This window comes from Cellulomonas sp. C5510, from assembly GCF_019797765.1.
In the GTDB taxonomy this organism is placed as follows: domain Bacteria; phylum Actinomycetota; class Actinomycetes; order Actinomycetales; family Cellulomonadaceae; genus Cellulomonas.
Genome location: NZ_CP081862.1, coordinates 2,216,018 through 2,231,931 on the forward strand (window position 1 = coordinate 2,216,018; position 15,914 = coordinate 2,231,931).

Annotated in this window: 11 protein-coding genes and 3 tRNA genes; 4 read left to right on the top strand and 10 right to left on the bottom strand. The window is 74.9% G+C overall.

What is annotated here, in order from left to right:
- Positions 1-6: 6 nt before the first annotated feature.
- Both K5O09_RS10380 and K5O09_RS10385 read right to left on the bottom strand, forming a co-directional pair.
- Complete coding sequence (locus tag K5O09_RS10380; protein ID WP_255595226.1) at positions 7-849, bottom strand: aminotransferase class IV; 843 nt, start codon at positions 847-849, stop codon at positions 7-9.
- 5 nt (positions 850-854) lie between these two features.
- Positions 855-1,994 carry a chorismate-binding protein gene (locus tag K5O09_RS10385; RefSeq protein WP_222169492.1) on the bottom strand — a complete coding sequence of 380 codons (1,140 nt, stop codon included), beginning with the start codon at positions 1,992-1,994 and terminating at the stop codon, positions 855-857.
- A gap of 190 nt (positions 1,995-2,184) precedes the next feature.
- Here K5O09_RS10385 and K5O09_RS10390 point away from each other — a divergent pair.
- The 3 genes from K5O09_RS10390 (at position 2,185) to K5O09_RS10400 (ending at position 2,466) form a co-directional block, all read left to right on the top strand.
- Positions 2,185-2,256: transfer RNA gene (locus tag K5O09_RS10390), tRNA-Gly, on the top strand.
- Positions 2,257-2,310: 54 nt separating this feature from the next.
- Positions 2,311-2,381, top strand: a tRNA-Cys gene (locus K5O09_RS10395).
- Between the two features lie 10 nt (positions 2,382-2,391).
- A tRNA-Val gene (locus tag K5O09_RS10400) sits at positions 2,392-2,466 on the top strand.
- A gap of 164 nt (positions 2,467-2,630) precedes the next feature.
- Here K5O09_RS10400 and K5O09_RS10405 read toward each other — a convergent pair.
- The 4 genes from K5O09_RS10405 to K5O09_RS10420 form a co-directional block, all read right to left on the bottom strand.
- The gene (locus K5O09_RS10405; protein ID WP_222169493.1) at positions 2,631-3,563 is read right to left on the bottom strand and encodes a hypothetical protein; all 933 of its coding nucleotides are present in this window, start codon (positions 3,561-3,563) and stop codon (positions 2,631-2,633) included.
- Between the two features lie 72 nt (positions 3,564-3,635).
- Positions 3,636-4,277, bottom strand: a complete 642-nt coding sequence (locus K5O09_RS10410) for a uridine kinase (protein ID WP_222169494.1) — start codon at positions 4,275-4,277, stop codon at positions 3,636-3,638.
- A 44-nt stretch (positions 4,278-4,321) separates the two neighbouring features.
- Entirely contained in the window at positions 4,322-4,828 is a 507-nt protein-coding gene (locus K5O09_RS10415) for a DUF664 domain-containing protein (protein WP_222169495.1), read from the bottom strand.
- A gap of 97 nt (positions 4,829-4,925) precedes the next feature.
- Positions 4,926-5,552 carry an SRPBCC family protein gene (locus tag K5O09_RS10420; RefSeq protein ID WP_222169496.1) on the bottom strand — a complete coding sequence of 209 codons (627 nt, stop codon included), beginning with the start codon at positions 5,550-5,552 and terminating at the stop codon, positions 4,926-4,928.
- Between the two features lie 64 nt (positions 5,553-5,616).
- Between K5O09_RS10420 and K5O09_RS10425 the strand changes: the two genes are divergently transcribed.
- Positions 5,617-6,510 (top strand): M15 family metallopeptidase, encoded by an 894-nt coding sequence (locus K5O09_RS10425; protein ID WP_222169497.1) that lies wholly within the window; start codon positions 5,617-5,619, stop codon positions 6,508-6,510.
- 75 nt (positions 6,511-6,585) lie between these two features.
- Here K5O09_RS10425 and pyk read toward each other — a convergent pair whose 3' ends face one another.
- From pyk to gltB, 4 genes are all read right to left on the bottom strand, one after another.
- Positions 6,586-8,016: a pyruvate kinase gene (pyk, locus tag K5O09_RS10430; protein ID WP_222169498.1), complete on the bottom strand. Its 1,431-nt coding sequence runs from the start codon at positions 8,014-8,016 to the stop codon at positions 6,586-6,588.
- A gap of 87 nt (positions 8,017-8,103) precedes the next feature.
- Positions 8,104-9,576, bottom strand: a complete 1,473-nt coding sequence (locus K5O09_RS10435; protein ID WP_222169499.1) for a glutamate synthase subunit beta — start codon at positions 9,574-9,576, stop codon at positions 8,104-8,106.
- Between the two features lie 194 nt (positions 9,577-9,770).
- Positions 9,771-11,252 (bottom strand): glutamate synthase subunit beta, encoded by a 1,482-nt coding sequence (locus K5O09_RS10440; RefSeq protein ID WP_222169500.1) that lies wholly within the window; start codon positions 11,250-11,252, stop codon positions 9,771-9,773.
- On the bottom strand, positions 11,245-15,828 hold the full coding sequence (gene gltB, locus K5O09_RS10445; RefSeq protein WP_222169501.1) for a glutamate synthase large subunit: 4,584 nt from the start codon (positions 15,826-15,828) through the stop codon (positions 11,245-11,247). The genes K5O09_RS10440 and gltB overlap by 8 nt, the downstream gene beginning before the upstream one ends.
- Positions 15,829-15,914: the final 86 nt, after the last annotated feature.

Here is a 15,914-nt window from a genome sequence, read left to right on the forward strand (position 1 = left end):
CGCCGCTCAGGGGTCGAGGTCCGCCGCCGACCGCTCCGCGACGATCGCGGCCACCCGCTCCGTCAGCGGACCCGCGGCCACCTCCGTGCCCTCCACCACGGCCACCGCCGCGAACCCGCGCAACGACCCGCTCAACGCCATCCCGGCGCGCCCGCGGCGCACGTCCTCGACGACGGACCACGGCAGCTCGCCCTCGTGGGCCTCCCGCACCGGCAGCCCGGCCTCGGCCGCCCACTCCAGGACCAGCGCCCGCGTGACCCCCGGCAGGCACCCGGACGCCGCCGCCGGGGTCAGCAGCTCCCCGTCCCGCTCGACGAACACGTTGGAGCCGGTCCCCTCGCACAGCTCGCCACGCGTGTTGGCCAGCAGCGCCTCGTTCCCCCCGGCCGCCGTCGCGGCGGCCAGTGCGAGCACGTCCGCGGCGTACGACGTCGACTTGTGCCCGGCGAGCGGCGAGCGCTCGTTGCGCACCCAGCGTGAGCGCACCACGTGCGCGGGGCCCCGCACGGGGGCCGGTCCGGCCGCGACGACCATCGAGGGGCGCCCGGACGGTGCCCCCGCGCCGACCGTGACCCGCAGCCTGCCGACCTCCGGCCCCCCCGCGGCGAGGACCGCGGCGACGGCCCGACGGACCTCCCTCTCGTCGACCGGCGGGAGGTCCAGCGCCCGCAGCGAGGCGCCGAGCCGCGCCAGGTGCCGGGTCAGGGCGAACGCACGTCCCGACCGGACCGCGCAGGTCTCGAACACCCCGAGCCCGGTCGTGAACCCGGCGTCGGTGCCGGGCAGCACGGGCTGAGCCGGGTCGCGGAGCCGCCCGCCCGCCCACAGCACCGTCGTCGCCGTCGCCACGCGCGTCAGTCTGGCACCGGGGACGCAGCCCCCGCGCCCGACGCCAGCGCCACGAGCCGCCGGGCCTTGAGCTCCGTCTCCTCCCACTCGGCCTCGGCGTCGCTCCCCCACGTGATGCCGGCACCGGTCCCGAACCGCAGCACGCCGTCCCGCCACGCGAACGTCCGGATGCCCACGGCGAGCTCGGCGTCGACCGTGCCGTCCGCCGCGACGTCGACCACGCCGACCGCGCCGCAGTACACGCCGCGCGGCTCCGGCTCGAGGCGCGCCAGCAGGTCGAGCGCCGCGCGCTTCGGCGCCCCCGAGACGGAACCGGGCGGGAACGTCGCCGCCAGCAGGTCGGCCCACAGGGAGCCGCCGGACGCGCCCGCCCGCAGCCGTCCGCGCACCGTCGACACGAGGTGGGCCAGACCGGGGTGCCGCTCGACACCCAGCAGCGTCGTGACCTCCACCGTCCCGGGCTCGCACACCCGCTGCAGGTCGTTGCGCACCAGGTCGGTGATCATGACGTTCTCGGCGTGGTCCTTGACGGTCAACCCGCCCGACTCGGGCGCGGTGCCCTTGATCGGCGCGGACGTCACCCACCCGCCGGAGACCCGCAGGAACAGCTCCGGCGAGGCCGTGACCACCCACACCGGGGGCACGCCCGACCCCGAGGGGACGTGGACGCCGCCCGCGTACGGTGCGGGGTTGCCCGCCGCGAGCACGGCACCCAGGGCGCGCGCGTCCGGCTCGGCGCCGTCGGGGCCGGCGGGCAGCGGGGCGCTGAGCACCCGGCAGAGGTTCGCCTGGTAGACCTCGCCCTCCCGGATCGCGGACCGCACCGCCCTGACGCCGTCGACGTACTGCTCCCGGGACAGCGACGAGCGCCAGGTCCCGGGGCCGGGGCCGTGCCACCCCCTGCCGTCGTCGGCGACCGGGTCGGGCCGCGACGACGCGAACCGCCAGGCCACGACCCTGCCCTCGAACTCCCCCACGAGCACCCAGTGCCCCGGCTCCCGCAGGCGGTCCGGCTCGGCCGCCACGTCCGGGACATGCTCCACCACGTCGCGCAGCACCCGCCCGCGGAACCACGCCACCCCGCGCGCAGCCCCGCCGGAGGACCGGGCTGGGCGAGGGCGGGCGGCACGGGAGTCGCGGGACACGCGCTCACGGTAGCCAGGAGCGACCCCCAGCCCCTTCCGCGGACCGCGCACCGACCGCGACACGCCGGGTCGCCCGCGTGATCGTGCGGAACTCCGGGGGTCGGCAGGGCCGGTTGGACTCTCGCGTCCGGACTGGGCTAAAGTTCTCGACGCACCCGGAAAGCCGGTGAGAACCGGTGGAACGTGGCGCGCGGACGTGGCTCAGTGGTAGAGCATCACCTTGCCAAGGTGAGGGTCGCGGGTTCGAATCCCGTCGTCCGCTCGGAGGCAGACACTCCCGGCCGACCACCTCGGTCGCTGAGGACTGAGGTCTCAGGGTGGAGTGGCCGAGAGGCGAGGCAGCGGCCTGCAAAGCCGTATACGTGGGTTCGAATCCCATCTCCACCTCGTATCGCCCGGGCGATTGGCGCAGCGGTAGCGCGCTTCCCTGACACGGAAGAGGTCACTGGTTCGATCCCAGTATCGCCCACCACGCAGAGCCCCAGGTCATCGACCTGGGGCTCTCGTCGTGCCCGGAGCCGGCGCCGCCCTCTGCTCGCTCGCGACACGGGTCGGGCGTGCGCGACGCGGTGCGGGCCACCGGAGAGGACGGGAGCCGGGCCGGGATCGGGTCGACGACCTCCGCACGTCTCTCGCTCACGCCCCCGGAGCGAGGCCGGTCAGCACGCGCCGCGCGTCGGAGTCCGACGGGACCGGCAGCTCGATCTCGGTGTCGCCGGCGCGCAGCACCACGACCGTGACGTCCGGGTAGCGCGGGTGCCGGAGCTCCTGCACGGCGGTCAGGCGCGCGACCGGCAGCACCAGGCGCGACTCGGAGTGCACCGGCGTGCGGCCGCGGACCAGCCAGGCGGCACGGCCGAACACCTGGAGCTCGCGGCCGTCGGAGCAGATGACCGCGCCCTGGACGGTCATGGGGTGCAGCAGGTGCAGCAGGCGGCTCCCGCCGGACGCCGGCGTGACGACGCGCCGCGGGTGCGCCGCGAGCGTGCGGAGGCGGGGCTCGCGGTCCGCGACCTCCCGGTACGCGCCGACGAGGCCGATCTCGCGGTCGCCCAGCGCCCGGCGGGACAGCACGCGCCCGTGGTCGTCCACCGCGCCGCCCGGCGCCGGCGCTTCCGCGTCCGCCCCGCCGGCGCCGGCCGGCCAGGCGAGCAGCCGCAGCAGGTCGACGAAGCCGCCGACGACGTCCACCGAGGAGCCGCTGAACCGCACCTCCACCGGGGCCCCGGACAGGGCGTGGACGCTGAGCCGGCCGTCCAGCAGGTCGACGCTGGTGCGCACCGCGGCGACACCCGCGTACGGCACCTCCCGCACGTCGTAGCGCTCGCCCTCGCGGCGGCTCAGCGCGGTGAAGCGGTCGGGACCGAGGACGAGCAGGTGGTCGTAGAGGTCCATGTCGGGCGTCGCGTCGCGCCGGGCGATGTCGCGCGGGACCTTGAGCACCAGCCTGCTGGCCGCCAGGTCGATCGGGTGGTCGCGGTAGAGCCGCGGCACGTCCTCCGGTCCGCGGACCCGGTCGACCCACGGACCGAACGCGTCGTACTCCGCCGACCTCGTCGTCGCCGCCATCGTCCTCGCCTCCCGCACCCAGGATGCACCCGCGGGACGTGCGCTGCCACGGACCTCCGGTCCCGGTGCCGCTCAGCGCTCGACGACCCAGCCGGGCCGCCTCGGGTCGTCGACGCGCACGACCACGTCCGCGGTGCCCTCCGGGTCCGCCTCCGCGCGGTACCGCTCCTCCGCGGCCAGGCGCCACGCGTCCTCGTGCGGCGTGAGCCGGGCCAGCGTGGCGGGACGCACCGCGAGGTGCACGGTCAGGTCGGCAGGCAGCCTGCGCCCGAGCAGCAGCCCGCCGTGCAGCAGCAGCACGGACCCCTCGGGGGTCGCGGTGCGCCGAGCGCGTGCCGAGCGGTCGCGGACCGCGTCCCGCAGGGCAGGCAGGTAGGTCCCGTCGCCGTCCGGTCCGAGCGGGTGCAGCACCTCGCGGACCAGCGCGGCGTCGTCGAGCGCGTCGTCGAGCAGCGCGTCGGGGTCGGTGCGGCCGTGCTCGAGGCGCACCCCGGCGGGCCGGAGGAAGTCCGCCGCCGCCACGACGACCACCGCGTGCCCGCGGGCCCGCAACGGGTCGACCAGCGACTCCGCCAGGTCACCCGGGAGGGTGGGCGGCGCGCCGTCGAGGACGACCCGCCACCGCCGTCCGGGCGCCGCACCCGCCAGGTCGGCGTCGACGCGGTCGGCGAGGCGCCGGACGACGACCTCCGGGCTGACGGGCTCGACGCGCACGGGCCGGCGGGATCGGTGCAGGTGCTCGGCAGGACGGCGGGCGGTCAGCGCCCGGTGACGACGCCGCGCACGTACGCCGCCTGCCCGGCGTGCTCGAGCACGTCCCCCAGGACGCTGACGAGCCGGACGCCGACGGTCACCGGCGGGTCCCAGCGCTCGTCGACCACGCGGGCGAGGTCGGCGTCCTCGAGGGTCGCCAGGTAGGCGTCGGTCGCGGCGCGCGTCGCGTCGGCGTACCCCCGCAGCAGCGACGCGTCCGCACGCACCTGAGCGACCTCGTCCGGCGACTGCCCGTACCCTGTGGCGCCCCGGTCGAACGGCAGCGCGAACCGGTCGACGAAGCCCTGCGCGTGCCAGACCTGCTCGGTCCCGGCGAGGTCGGCGACCTGCGCGTCCTCGACGCGTGCCAGGTGCCACACCAGCCAGGCGATCGTGTTGGCCTCCGGGCCGAGGCGGGCGGTGAGCTCCTGCTCCCCCAGTCCGTCCAGCACGCCGTGCACCAGCCCGCCGATCCGGCCGAACCCGTCGGCCAGCACCCCGATCCCGTCCACGCCTGCTCCCGTCGTCCGTCCGCTCGTCCCACGGGACCCCGTGCGCCGGCGGCACCGGTCCCGCCCTCCCGACGCTATGCCGCGGTGGCCGACCGCGCTACGCGGCACGCTCCGCGCGGTCGCGGACGCCGCGCAGCATCCGCTCGGACATCAGCGTGCTGAGCACCGACACCACCTCGACGAGCGGCCGCGCCGCCGGCGTCCGGCACAGGTACCGCTCGCGCACCACCAGGCGCGTCGCGCCGGCCTCGGGACCGGGCCGGAGCACGAACGCCCACGTGAAGTCGTAGGGCACCGCGGCGGGACCACCCTGCGGCGCGGTGCCGGCGAGCACCAGGGCGCGCTCGGGCTCGAGCACGCGCACCTCCAGGCCCACCTGCGGAGCGAGGTGCACCGGGTCGCCCACGGCGAGGCCCTGCCACTGCGGCTCCACGCGCTCCGCCGAGTGGATGCCGAGCCCGATGAGGTTCTCGAGCGCGTCGTAGGAGTAGAAGCCGCCACGCCCCCAGCCGAGCTGCACCAGCCACGGCCACACGCGCTCGGGCGGCGCGGCGACGGTGATCGCCCGGGTCGCGGTCAGGTCGGACCGCACCAGCAGGCCGTCGCCCGGGAGGTCCACGGCGCGCTCCACCTGCGTCGCGCCCCAGTGCAGCGCCCGGTGCCGCACGGCCACGGCCCCCGCGACGATCCCGATCCCGGCCAGCACCCGCCGTGCACGCGTCATGGCGCCACTCCACCAGCCGGCGGGCCGCCCCACCAGGGCCGTCGGTCCCGGGCTCCGTGCGCCGGTGCTCCTGCCACCGGCGTGGCAGGTCGGCGACGTCGGCACCCGCTCCCCGACCACGATGGAGGCGGCTGCACGCGCCCGACCCGACGGCACCCGCGACGCGCCGGCCACGCCACCCGAGACCATCCCCGGAGCACCCGTGCCCTCGTCCCCCGACACCGCGACGTCCGCCGCTGCGGCACCGCCGCCGGCCCGACCCTCGCCGGCCGGGCCCTCGCCCGCCGCACCCGCGCCGACCCCGGCCGGGTCCGGCGCGTCGACCGGACGCCGCAGCGCCGGGACCACGTCCGCGGGCCGGGTCGCCGGTCGCCGGGCACGCCACGTCCCGGGCCCCGGGCGCGGGCCCGGAGCGGTCGTCGCGGTCGCCGGGCTCGCGCTGGCGCTCCTGGCCGGTGCGGCGCTCGGCGTGCGGGTGCTCGGCCGCCCTCCGGTCCTCGGGAGCGGTCCGACGACGGCCAACGGCTGGCCCGCGATCAGCGAGGCGCACGACCGCCGGCTGACCCCGTTCGCCTGGGTCACCGGACGCGTGCGCGCCGGCGACGTCGACGTCGTCCTCATCCACGTGGCGGAGCGCTTCAACGGCGAGGTGGTGCCGATCGACCGCGCGACCTCGTGGGGGTGGGCGGACCGGGAGGTCCCCAGGGGCGGCGACCCCCTGTCCAACCACGCCTCGGGCACGGCGGTCGACTTCAACGCCACCGCGCACCCGGTGGGCGAGTCCGGCACGTTCACCCCCGCCCAGGTCGCCACGGTGCGGGACATCCTCGCCGACCTCGCGCCGGTGGTGGCGTGGGGCGGCGACTTCGACCGGCCCGACGAGATGCACTTCGAGATCGTCGGCACGCCGCAGGAGGTCGCCGAGGTCGCCGAGCGCCTCATGGTGCCCGCGGGCTGAGCGTCGGCCCGCGCCCGGACGCGCCGAGGGCCCCGCAGCACGTGGCTGCGGGGCCCTCGGACGGTGACGGGGACGTCAGGCGATGCGGCCCGCGGCCTCGTCGCCGATCTTGTGGACGACGACCGTGTTGGTCGACCCGACGACGCCGACCGGGGTGCCGGCGACGACGACGACGTAGTCGCCGACCTCGGCCAGGCCCTGGGCGCGCAGCGTGGACTCGACCTGCTGGACCATCGCGTCGGTGTGCTCGACCTGCGGGACCTCGTACGTCTGCACACCCCAGCTCAGCGAGAGCGTGTTGCGCACCGCGGTCTTCGGCGTGAAGGCCAGCAGCGGGATCGGCGAGCGCAGGCGGGACATGCGTCGCGCCGAGTCACCGGACTGGGTGAAGGTCACGAGGTACTTCACGCCGAGCGTCTCGCCGATCTCGGCCGCCGCGCGGGTGATCGCGCCGCCGCGGGTGTGCGGGGTCGAACCCAGCGGGGCGATGCGCTCCCGGCCGAGCTCCTCGGTCGCCTCGATGATCCGCGCCATGGTGCGGACCGTCTCGATCGGGTACTCGCCGACGCTGGTCTCGCCGGACAGCATGACCGCGTCCGCGCCGTCGAGCACCGCGTTGGCGCAGTCCGAGGTCTCGGCACGCGTCGGGCGCGGGTTGTTCGTCATCGACTCGAGCACCTGGGTGGCGACGATGACCGGCTTGGCGTTGCGGCGGGCCAGCTCGACGGCGCGCTTCTGGACCAGCGGCACCTGCTCGAGCGGGAGCTCCACGCCGAGGTCGCCGCGGGCGACCATGATGCCGTCGAACGCGTCGACGATCTCGGCGAGGTTCTCGACGGCCTGCGGCTTCTCGACCTTGGCGATGACCGGGACGACCCGGCCCTCCTCCTCCATGATCCGGCGCACGTCGTCGTAGTCGGCGGCGTTGCGGACGAAGGACAGGGCGATGATGTCGGCGCCGGTGCGCAGGGCCCAGCGCAGGTCCTCCTCGTCCTTCTCGCTCATCGCGGGGACGGAGACGGCGACGCCCGGCAGGTTGATGCCCTTGTTGTTGGAGACCGGGCCGCCGACCTCGACGCGGGTGACCACGCGCGGGCCCTCGACGGCGGTGACGCGCACCAGCACGCGGCCGTCGTCGATGAGCAGCGGGTCGCCGACGCGGGCGTCGTCCGCGAGGCCCTTGTGGGTCGTGGAGACGAGCTCCTTGGTGCCCGGCACGTCCTCGGTGGTGATCGTGAAGACGTCACCCTCGGCGAGCTCGTGCTTGCCCTCGACGAAGCGGCCGAGGCGGATCTTCGGGCCCTGCAGGTCGACCAGGACGGCCACGGAACGGCCGGACGCCTTCGCGGCGGCACGCACGTTGTCGTACACGCGCTTGTGCACCTCGGTGTCGCCGTGGCTGCGGTTCAGCCGCGCGACGTCCATGCCGGCGTCCACCAGGGCCTGGATCTGCTCGGCGGACTCCGTGGCGGGGCCGATGGTGCAGACGATCTTCGCTCTACGCATGGGGAAAGCCTAGGCCTTTCGTGGATGGCGGTTCGGACCGAACGTCCTGCTGGGCACGGAGCGGCCCGGACGTACGCGGGTGGTGGGTCACGGCCGCATCGCAGCCGTGCTCGCGGTCACCGGAGCGGGCAGCGCGGTACTGCCGGACAGGTAGGAGTCTACGGCCGCAGCGGCCGCCCGGCCCTCAGCCACGGCCCACACCACGAGGGACTGCCCCCGGCCTGCGTCACCGGCGACGTACACGCCCGGGACCTTGGTCCTGAAGTCGTCGCCGCGCTCGACGGTCCCCCGCGGGCCGGGCTCCAGGCCGAGCTGCTCCAGGAGCGGCCCGCGCTCCGGGCCCGTGAAGCCGAGGGCCAGCAGCACCAGCTGCGCCGGGATCTCACGCTCCGTCCCGGGCACCGGCGTCGGACGCCCGTCCTCCAGGCGGACCTCGGCGAGACGCAGCGCCCGGACGCGCCCGGCCTCGTCGCCGAGGATCGCCGTCGTCGCGGCGGCGAACTCCCGCTCGCCGCCCTCCTCGTGCGCCGACGACACCTTGAACAGCACCGGCCACAGCGGCCACGGCTGCTCGGGCGACCTCTCGGCGGGCGGGGCGGGCATGATCTCCAGCTGCGTGACCGACCGGGCGCCCTGGCGCAGCGCCGTGCCGAGGCAGTCCGCCCCGGTGTCGCCGCCGCCGACGACCACCACGTCGAGCCCGGTCGCGACCACCTGGTCCGGGGCCGGCAGGCCGACCGCGACCCGGTTCGCGGGCACCAGGTAGTCCATCGCGGGCAGCACGCCCGCCAGCCCGCGCCCGGGCACCGGCAGGTCCCGCGGCACCGTGGACCCGACGCAGACGAGCACCGCGTCGTACCGGTCCCGCAGCTCCTCGCCTGACACGTCGGTGCCCACGTCGACACCGCAGCGGAACCGGGTCCCCTCGGCGGTCATCTGGGCGAGGCGCCGGTCGAGCACCGCCTTCTCCAGCTTGTACTCCGGGATGCCGTACCGCAGCAGGCCGCCGGGCGCGTCCGCGCGCTCGTACACCGCCACGGTGTGCCCGGCGCGCGTGAGCTGCTGCGCCGCGGCGAGGCCGGCGGGGCCGGAGCCGACGACGGCCACGGTCTGGCCGGTGAGCCACTGCGGCACCTGCGGCTCGATGAGACCGCGCGCGAAGCCCTCCTCGGCGATCGCGAGCTCGATCTCGCGGATCGTCACGGCCTCCTGGTTCAGCCCCAGCACGCAGGACGCCTCGCACAGCGCGGGGCACACCCGCCCGGTGATCTCCGGGAAGCTGTTCGTCGCGTGCATCCGCTCGACGGCGTCACCCCACTGGCCCCGCCACACGAGGTCGTTCCACTCCGGCATGAGGTTGCCGAGCGGGCACGCGTGGTGGCAGAACGGCACCCCGCAGTCCATGCACCGCGACGACTGCCGGTGCAGGCGCTCCAGGTCGTCCGGGTGTCCGGCGCGGTGAGCGTGGACCTCGCGCCAGTCCAGGAGCCGCAGCTCCACGGGACGGTTCGCGGGCAGCTCGCGCGAGCGGTGGGCGAGGAAGCCCCGGGGGTCGGCCATGGTGCCCGAACCTACGGCTCGGCACGGGCCCGCGAGTGGACCGAACGTCCTGCCTCCCCGCTCGGTCCGTGGACCGCGGCGTCCCGCATGACGGACGAGGTGGTCGCGCCGGCACGACAGCCGCGCGGCCACGGGCCACCCGGGTACGACAGTGCCCGGGCAGGTCGTCCCGCCCGGGCACCGTCGCGATCGTCTCAGGCGCGCAGCGCGACCGTCCCCGCCGTCACCGGCGCGGGCAACTCGGTCGACCCACCCAGGTAGGTGTCGACCGCCGCGGCCGCCGCACGGCCCTCGGCGATCGCCCACACGATGAGCGACTGGCCACGCCCCGCGTCGCCGGCCACGAACACGCCGGGGACGGACGTCGCGAAGTCGTCCGTGCGCGCCACTGTGCCGCGCGCGGTGAGGTCCACGCCGGCCTGCTCGACGAGCTCCTGCGTCTCGGGCCCCGTGAAGCCCATGGCGATGAGCACCAGGTCCGCCGGCACGTCGCGCTCCGTCCCGGGGGTGGGGACGCGGCGGCCGTCGGGCAGGTACTCGGTGGTCGCGAGGCGCAGGTGCGTGACCCGGCCCTCGTCGTCGCCGACGAACGCCACGGTCGACGCCAGGTACGCCCGCTCGCCGCCCTCCTCGTGGGACGACGACACCTCGAACAGCACCGGGTCGGTCGGCCACGGCTGGTTCGCCGGGCGCTCCACCGGGGGCTGCTTGCCGATCGCCAGCGTCGTGACCGACGCGGCACCCTGGCGCAGCGCGGTGCCCACGCAGTCCGACCCGGTGTCGCCGCCGCCGATGACGACCACGTGCTTGCCGCGCGCGTCGATCGGGTCCGGGACCGCCTTGCCCGCCACCTGGGCGTTCGAGCGGTGCAGGTACTCCATCGCTGGGTGGATGCCCCCGAGCTCGCGCCCGGGCAGCGGCAGCTCGCGCGGCACCGTCGCGCCGGTGGCGACGACCACGGCGTCGTACCGGGAGCGCAGCTGCGCCCAGGTGATGTCGCGGCCGATCTCCACGTTCGGGCGGAACCGGGTGCCCTCGGCCGCCATCTGCTCCAGACGGCGGTCGATGTGGCGCTTCTCCAGCTTGAAGTCCGGCACGCCGTACCGCAGCAGGCCGCCGATGGCGTCGTCCCGCTCGTACACCGCGACCGTGTGCCCGGCGCGCGTGAGCTGCTGGGCGGCGGCCAGCCCGGCGGGACCGGAGCCCACGACCGCGACCGTGTGCCCGGACAGGCGCTGCGGCACCTGCGGCTGCACCAGCCCGCGGTCGAAGGCCTCGTCGATGATCGAGACCTCGATGTTCTTGATCGTCACCGCGGGCTGGTTGATGCCGAGCACGCACGCCGACTCGCACGGGGCCGGGCAGATCCGGCCCGTGAACTCCGGGAAGTTGTTCGTCGCGTGCAGGCGCTCGATCGCGTCGCCCCACTGCCCGCGCCACACCAGGTCGTTCCACTCGGGGATGAGGTTCCCGAGCGGGCAGCCGTTGTGGCAGAACGGCACGCCGCAGTCCATGCAGCGCCCGGCCTGCCGGTGCAGCAGCGTCGCGGACTGCGGGTCGTCCGCCACGCTGCGGTGCTCGTGCACCTCGCGCCAGTCCATGAGCCGCAGGGGCACCGGACGGTTGGCGGGCAGCTCGCGCTCCCGCACCTTCAGAAACCCACGGGGGTCAGCCACGTGCCACCTCCAGGATGCCCTCCCACACGCCGGGGGCGCTCGGGTCGAGCCCGTCCGCCTCCGCCTTAGCCAGTGCCGCGCGCACGCGGGCGTACTCGGTCGGCTGCACCCGGGTGAACCGGGCGCGGGCCGACGTCGCGTCGGTGGACCAGTCGGCGAGCAGCTCCCCCGCGACCCGCGAACCCGTCTCGTCCGCGTGCCGTCGCAGCAGGGCGAGCACCACCTGCGCGTCCTCGTCGTCGAGCGGGGCCAGGCCGAGCTCGCCCGAGGCGACACCCTGCACGTTCACGCGCTCCGGCTTGAGGTCCAGCACGTACGCCGTGCCGCCGGACATGCCGGCCGCGAAGTTGCGTCCCGTCCGCCCGAGCACCGCGACGGTGCCGCCGGTCATGTACTCGCAGCCGTGGTCCCCCACGCCCTCGACGACCAGCGTCGCGCCGGAGTTCCGCACGCCGAACCGCTCGCCGACGACACCCCGGAGGAACAGCTCGCCCGAGGTCGCGCCGTAGCCGATGACGTTGCCGGCGATGACGTTGTGCTCCCCGCTGAGGACCGCGTTGCGGTCCGGGCGCACCACGATCCGGCCGCCCGACAGGCCCTTGCCGACGTAGTCGTTCGCGTCGCCCTCGAGCCGCAGCGTGATGCCGCGCGGCAGGAACGCACCGAACGACTGCCCCGCCGACCCCGTCAGCACGACCTCGATCGTGTCGTCCGGCAGACCCTCGCCGCCGTAGCGCCGCGTGACCTCGTGGCCGAGCATCGTGCCGACCGTCCGGTTGACGTTGCGGACCGGCAGCTCGATGCGCACCGGGCGGGCGTCCTCGAGGGCCGGCGCCGCCATCGCGATGAACTGGTTGTCGAGCGCCCGGTCCAGGCCGTGGTCCTGGTCGTGCACGTGGTGCAGCGAGGAGCCCGGGACGGGCTCCGGCTGCGCGAGCACCGGCGCGAGGTCCAGGCCCTGCGCCTTCCAGTGGTCGACGGCCTTGCGGGTGTCGAGCAGCTCGACGTGACCGACGGCCTCCTCGATGCTGCGGAACCCGAGCTCCGCCAGGATCTCGCGGACCTCCTGGGCGATGAACTCGAAGAACGTCACGACGAACTCCGGCTTGCCGGTGAACCGGGAGCGCAGCTCGGGGTTCTGCGTCGCGACGCCCACCGGGCAGGTGTCCTGGTGGCAGACGCGCATCATGATGCAGCCCGACACGACGAGCGGCGCGGTCGCGAACCCGAACTCCTCCGCGCCGAGCAGCGCGCCGATGACGACGTCGCGGCCCGTCTTGAGCTGGCCGTCGACCTGCACGACCACCCGGTCGCGCAGGTTGTTGAGCACGAGCGTCTGCTGGGTCTCGGCCAGGCCGATCTCCCAGGGCGTGCCGGCGTGCTTGAGGCTCGTCAGCGGCGAGGCGCCGGTGCCGCCGTCGTGGCCCGAGATGAGCACGACGTCGGAGTGCGCCTTGGCCACGCCCGCCGCCACGGTGCCCACGCCGAACTCGCTGACGAGCTTGGTGTGGATCCGCGCCCGCGGGTTCGCGTTCTTGGCGTCGTGGATGAGCTGCGCCAGGTCCTCGATCGAGTAGATGTCGTGGTGCGGCGGCGGCGAGATGAGGCCGACGCCCGGCGTCGAGTGCCGGGTGCGTGCGACCCACGGGTACACCTTCGGACCGGGCAGCTGGCCGCCCTCGCCCGGCTTGGCGCCCTGGGCGAGCTTGATCTGGATGTCGTCCGCGAACGTCAGGTACTCCGACGTCACGCCGAACCGGCCCGACGCGATCTGCTTGATCGCGGAGCGGCGCTCCGGGTCGTGCAGGCGCTCGGGGTCCTCGCCGCCCTCGCCGGTGTTCGACTTGGCGCCGAGCCGGTTCATGGCGATCGCGAGGGTCTCGTGCGCCTCGGCGGAGATGGACCCGTAGGACATGGCTCCGGTGCTGAACCGCTTGACGATCTCGCTGACGGGCTCGACCTCGTCGACCGGGACCGGCGTGCGCTCGCCCGCGCGCAGCTCGAGCAGGCCGCGCAGCGTCATGAGGCGCTGCGACTGCTCGTTGACCCGGTGCGTGTAGGAGCGGAACACGTCCATCTGCCGCGTGCGGGTGGAGTGCTGCAACCGGAACACGGTCTCCGGGTCGAACAGGTGGTCCTCGCCGTCGCGGCGCCACTGGTACTCGCCGCCGGTCGCGAGCCGGCGGTGGGCCAGCCGGTTCCCGTTCGCCGGGTACGCGTCGGCGTGCCGCGCGGCGACCTCGGCCGCGATGACGTCCAGGCCGATGCCGCCGAGCCGGCTGGTGGTGCCCGTGAAGTACCGCTCGACCAGCGCGTGCGACAGGCCGATCGCCTCGAACACCTGCGCACCGCGGTAGGACGCGATGGTCGAGATGCCCATCTTCGACATGACCTTGAGGACGCCCTTGCCGAGCGCCTTGATGAGGTTCTTCACCGCCTGCTCGGGGCTGACGCCGGGCAGGTAGCCGTTCGCGGCGAGGTCCTCGACGGACTCCATGGCCAGGTACGGGTTGACCGCCGCGGCGCCGTATCCGATGAGCAGCGCGACGTGGTGCACCTCGCGCACGTCGCCGGCCTCGACGACCAGCGACACCTGGGTGCGGGTGTGCCGGCGCAGCAGGTGGTGGTGCACCGCGGACAGCAGCAGCAGCGACGGGATCGGGGCCCGGTCGGCGTCGGAGTCGCGGTCCGAGAGCACGAGGAAGCTCACGCCGTCGGCGATGGCCTGGTCGCACTCCGCGAAGATCTCCTCGAGGCGCTGCTCGAGGGCCTCGCCGCCGCCGGAGGCCGCGTACAGTCCGCGCACGATCGTCGCGCGGAAGATCCCGGCCATCGCCGGGTCCTTGTCGATCTTGACGATCTTCGCCAGGCCGTCGTTGTCGAGCACCGGGAACGGCAGCACGAGCTTGCGCGCGTGCAGCGGGGTGTCCTCGAGCAGGTTCGGCTCCGGGCCGATCGCCCCGCCGATGGACGTCACGAGCTCCTCGCGGATCGCGTCGAGGGGCGGGTTCGTCACCTGCGCGAACATCTGCGTGAAGTAGTCGAACAGCAGGCGCGGCCGCTGCGACAGGACGGCCACGGGCGTGTCCGAGCCCATGGCGCCGAGCGGCTCCGCACCCGTGGCGCCCATGGGCGTCAGGAGGATCTTCAGCTCCTCCTCGGTGTACCCGAACGTGCGCTGGCGGCGCCGGACCGAGGCCGACGAGTGCGCGATGTGCTCGCGCTCCGGCAGCTGCTCCAGGTACACCGAGTTGTCGCGGACCCACTCCGCGTACGGGCGCTGGGCCGCGAGCTGGGCCTTGATCTCCTCGTCCTCGACGATCCGGCCCTGGCCGGTGTCGACGAGGAACATGCGGCCCGGCTCCAGCCGGCCCTTGCGCACGACCGTCGCCGGGTCGAGGTCCAGGACGCCGGCCTCCGACGCCATGACGACCAGGCCGTCCTCGGTGACCCAGAACCGCCCCGGACGCAGGCCGTTGCGGTCCTGCACCGAGCCGATGAGCGTGCCGTCCGTGAACGTCATCGCCGCCGGGCCGTCCCACGGCTCCATGAGGCTCGCGTGGTACTCGTAGAACGCGCGGCGCGCGGGATCCATCTGGGCGTGGTTCTCCCACGCCTCCGGGATCATCATCATGATCGCGTGCGGCAGCGAGCGGCCGGCCAAGTGCAGCAGCTCGAGCACCTCGTCGAACGACCCGGAGTCCGACCCGCCCGGGGTGCACACCGGCAGCAGCGGCGTCAGGTCGCCCAGCAGCTCCGAGCGGAGCATCCCCTCGCGGGCGGCGACCCAGTTGCGGTTGCCGCGCACGGTGTTGATCTCGCCGTTGTGGGCGACCATGCGGAAGGGCTGCGCCAGCGGCCACGACGGGAACGTGTTCGTGGAGAACCGGGAGTGGACCAGCGCGAGCTCGGAGGCGTACCGGGGGTCCGACAGGTCGGCGAAGAAGGGCTCGAGCTGCCCGGTGGTGAGCATGCCCTTGTAGGTGAGCGTGCGGGCGGACAGCGAGGCGAAGTAGACGCCCAGCTCGCGCTCGGCGCGCTTGCGGAGCCGGAACGCCCGGCGGTCCAGGTCGATCCCCGCGAGCTCCCGCGACGGGTCCGCCACGACGAGCTGGCGGAACACCGGCATGGCGGCGCGGGCGGTCGGGCCGACGAGGTCCGCCGTCACCTGCACGTCGCGCCACGCGAGCACGTCGAGCTTCTCCTCCGCCGCGATCGCCTCGACGGCGCGCACCGCGACGGTCCGCTCCTCGTCGTCCTGCGGCAGGTACGCCATGCCGATCGCGTAGCGGCCGGCGGGCGGCAGCTCGGCGTCGACGACGTCGCGCAGGAACGCGTCGGGGATCTGCGTGAGGATGCCGGCGCCGTCGCCGCTGTTCTCCTCCGCGCCGACCGCGCCGCGGTGGTCGAGGTTGAGCAGAGCGGTCAGCCCGGCGTCCACGATGTCGCGACCGGGGGTGCCGCGCAGCGTCGCGACGAACGCGAACCCGCACGCGTCGTGCTCGGCGGCCGGGTCGTACAGACCCGGGCGCGGCACGGCGGGGGAAGCACCGAGACGCAGTGGCGACGCGGCCATCAGCACCGTCCTCACGACCCGTGGGGGCCAGATAGAGCTTGGGGGGGCTGGGACGTCATCGGCCCGGGCAACAGTGTGGCGACGAT

What these genes read in the sequence shown, in the direction of transcription:
- K5O09_RS10405 (WP_222169493.1), bottom strand. Translation starts at nt 3,563, where the DNA reads ATGGCGGCGACGACGAGGTCGGCGGAGTACGACGCGTTCGGTCCGTGG.
- K5O09_RS10420 (WP_222169496.1), bottom strand. Translation starts at nt 5,552, where the DNA reads ATGACGCGTGCACGGCGGGTGCTGGCCGGGATCGGGATCGTCGCGGGG.
- pyk (WP_222169498.1), bottom strand. Translation starts at nt 8,016, where the DNA reads ATGCGTAGAGCGAAGATCGTCTGCACCATCGGCCCCGCCACGGAGTCC.
- K5O09_RS10435 (WP_222169499.1), bottom strand. Translation starts at nt 9,576, where the DNA reads ATGGCCGACCCCCGGGGCTTCCTCGCCCACCGCTCGCGCGAGCTGCCC.
- gltB (WP_222169501.1), bottom strand. Translation starts at nt 15,828, where the DNA reads ATGGCCGCGTCGCCACTGCGTCTCGGTGCTTCCCCCGCCGTGCCGCGC.